This window comes from Leptolyngbya sp. FACHB-711 (assembly GCF_014695615.1).
In the GTDB taxonomy this organism is placed as follows: domain Bacteria; phylum Cyanobacteriota; class Cyanobacteriia; order Elainellales; family Elainellaceae; genus Leptolyngbya_A.
This window is the reverse complement of sequence record NZ_JACJOR010000298.1, coordinates 1-2829: the sequence shown is the minus strand read 5'-3', so window position 1 is coordinate 2829 and position 2829 is coordinate 1. Positions and strand designations below refer to the sequence as shown.

Annotated in this window: 2 protein-coding genes and 1 pseudogene; 2 read left to right on the top strand and 1 reads right to left on the bottom strand. The window is 53.0% G+C overall.

What is annotated here, in order from left to right; all coding sequences use genetic code 11:
• A pseudogene (locus H6F80_RS11805) lies at positions 1-371 on the bottom strand (DUF58 domain-containing protein); the annotation flags it as partial.
• 275 nt (positions 372-646) lie between these two features.
• Here H6F80_RS11805 and H6F80_RS11800 point away from each other — a divergent pair.
• Both H6F80_RS11800 and H6F80_RS11795 read left to right on the top strand, forming a co-directional pair.
• Positions 647-988 (top strand): DUF6825 family protein, encoded by a 342-nt coding sequence (locus H6F80_RS11800; protein WP_190791747.1) that lies wholly within the window; start codon positions 647-649, stop codon positions 986-988.
• Between the two features lie 95 nt (positions 989-1083).
• Positions 1084-2829 (top strand): ABC1 kinase family protein (locus H6F80_RS11795; RefSeq protein ID WP_518523563.1); only part of this gene is annotated, 1746 nt, incomplete at its 3' end.

The window sequence follows — 2829 nt, the reverse complement described above, 5'->3', positions numbered from 1 at the left end:
GAAATCAGCTCGATCGCCGTTTTTCCAAACGTCCCTAGTTCAGCAGGCAGATTATCCTGAAGCTGAATCAGCGTTTTTGCCTGATGGGTTTGATTCTCAATTTCTAGCTCGATCGCCAAAGCCTCTCCCATACTCACAGGGGCGATCGGGCGACGACGCACTCGAATCCCGCCCAGCATTCGCGCTGGCAGAACCGCACCGATCAGCAGCAGCGCAAACATTACCCCGCTAATCACATAAAGCCAGCCTGCCATGGTATTCGTGGCTGCTCCAAAGAAGAAAAGCGACAGCCCCAGCAGCAGCCAGCCGCTATAGGCAGGTGTGACCCAGTGAGTTTCGAGCCAGTTTGTGATGCGCCGGACAATTGACATACCTAATGGGCTAATGGGCTGAAAAGAACAGGCTGAAAAAGAATGCCGATCGACTGGATTATTCCCACTTTAGACCCCTGAGTCGATTGAATTTCACTCTATGCGTTTCGATCCCTGTCTTCAGGATGTAGTGGAGCGCTCGTCAGGCACAATACAATCACTCCATTCAGTTCATATCTTTCCTAAAAAGAGCAAGGGAGTGCAGGCTACAGGGCAGCACTCAGCCTGAGCAAGTTATAATTTTTGCGGAGCTTACCGATCCAGCCTCTTAAATTATGAACAATCCACTGAGTCATGCTTTCTTTATTGGTCGCGCTTTTGCCGAGGCGCTGGGCGAACAGCTTGAAAATACGGTAACGAATACCTTGAGTGAACTCGGTAAGTTTGATGCTGAGCAGCGCGAACGGCTCCGGCAATTCACTGAAGATGTGATGGAGCGGGCACGTCAAGCCGAAGCAATGGCAACCCAGGGAGCCACAGGCACAACGGGCGCCACGACGGCCTATTCGGCTTCTCGTAAAGCAGACGACGTGCAGGAAATGGTGGATAACCTGCGGGCAGAAACTGCCCAACTGCGGACGGAGCTTCAGCGATATCGAAATCAGTCCGGGCAGTAGGTTTTCAGCAGTCCTTGGGCTGCTCCATATCTGCTTTGACTCAATAGTTTCCAAGAATTTTTTAGTAAACCCTTTTACGGAATTTCTCAATCTGCGTGGCTGTCCTTCCCGACGATCCGATCTTTGATTCTCAGTCAGAAAAGCCGCTTCCCAGACGCGATCGATCTCTGGCTGAAGTACAGCATCACCTGTCCGGGCTCAACCTTGAGGCAGACCGGCATTACGATGACACAGTGCCCGTGAAGTCCTACAGCGGCAAGGCATATCGCTGGAGTCAGGAAAACTACTCGCGTCAGCGTCGCTTTATCGATATCTGGTCTTTTGTGCTGAAGCTAATGACAGCACAGTGGGCTTATGGCAAATCCTGGGCTTACCGGGGCGGCAAAACCGAAGAAAAGCAGGCAAAGCGTCGCCGCGCCCAAGCAATCTGGATTCGGGAAACACTGCTCGATCTGGGACCTACTTTTATCAAAATTGGGCAGTTATTTTCCACCAGAGCCGATTTGTTTCCGGTCGAGTACGTCGAAGAACTGTCGAAGCTCCAGGACAAAGTGCCTGCGTTTAGCTACGACCAGATCGAAGCGATTATTGCTCAAGACTTTGGCAGACCAATTCCAGAACTGTTCAGCAGCTTTGACCCGATTCCCCTGGCGGCTGCCAGTTTAGGACAGGTGCATCGTGCCCAGCTTTACTCTGGCGAAGAAGTCGTTGTGAAGGTGCAGCGACCGGGCTTGAAAAAGCTGTTTACGATCGACCTGCAAATCCTCAAAGGCATTGCCCGCTACTTCCAGAGCCATCCCAAATGGGGGCGCGGGCGGGACTGGCTAGGCATTTACGAAGAGTGCTGTCGCATTTTGTGGGAAGAAATTGACTACCTCAACGAAGGACGCAATGCGGATACCTTCCGGCGCCACTTCCGCGACGAAGACTGGGTCAAAGTGCCGCGGGTCTACTGGCGATACAGCTCTCCCCGAGTGCTGACGCTGGAATATATGCCGGGCATCAAGATCAGCCACTACGAGGCACTGGAAGCTGCCGGACTCGATCGCAAAAGTTTGGCGCGAATGGGAGCGGAGGCGTATCTGCATCAGTTGCTCAACAACGGCTTTTTCCACGCCGACCCTCACCCTGGCAATATTGCTGCCAGCCCCGACGGGTCGCTGATCTTCTACGACTTCGGCATGATGGGTCGGGTGCAGCCCGTGACGCGGGAAAAACTGATGGATACTTTCTTCGGCATTGCCCAGAAAGATGGCGATCGGGTGATGAACTCTCTGATTGCGTTGGGGGCACTGTCTCCATCAGAAGATATGGGTCCGGTGCGACGATCGATTCAGTATATGCTGGACCACTTTATGGATCAGCCGTTTGAGAATCAGTCGGTGGCATCGATCAGCGATGACCTGTACGAAATTGCCTACGGTCAGCCGTTTCGCTTCCCGGCAACCTTTACCTTTGTGATGCGGGCATTCTCAACGCTGGAGGGCGTGGGCAAAGGACTTGACCCCGACTTTAACTTTATGGAGGTTGCAAAACCGTTTGCAATGCAGCTTATGTCAAATGGAAATGGTTCACCTGCCAATGGCTTTTCCGACAGCATCCTGAGCGAACTGGGTCGCCAAGCCGCGCAGGTTAGCACCTCAGCCCTGGGACTCCCCCGTCGGATTGAAGATACGCTCGATAAGCTAGAGCGTGGCGATATTCGCGTCCGGGTGCGGTCGACCGAAACCGATCGTGTGTTGCGGCGGGCCAGCAGCGTTAATATGGGAACCAATTACACGGTGTTGATTGGAACATTCACGCTTTCAGCCACAATTTTGCTGGTGAATCAGTTTATTTGG

What these genes read in the sequence shown, in the direction of transcription:
- H6F80_RS11800 (WP_190791747.1), top strand. Translation starts at nt 647, where the DNA reads ATGAACAATCCACTGAGTCATGCTTTCTTTATTGGTCGCGCTTTTGCC.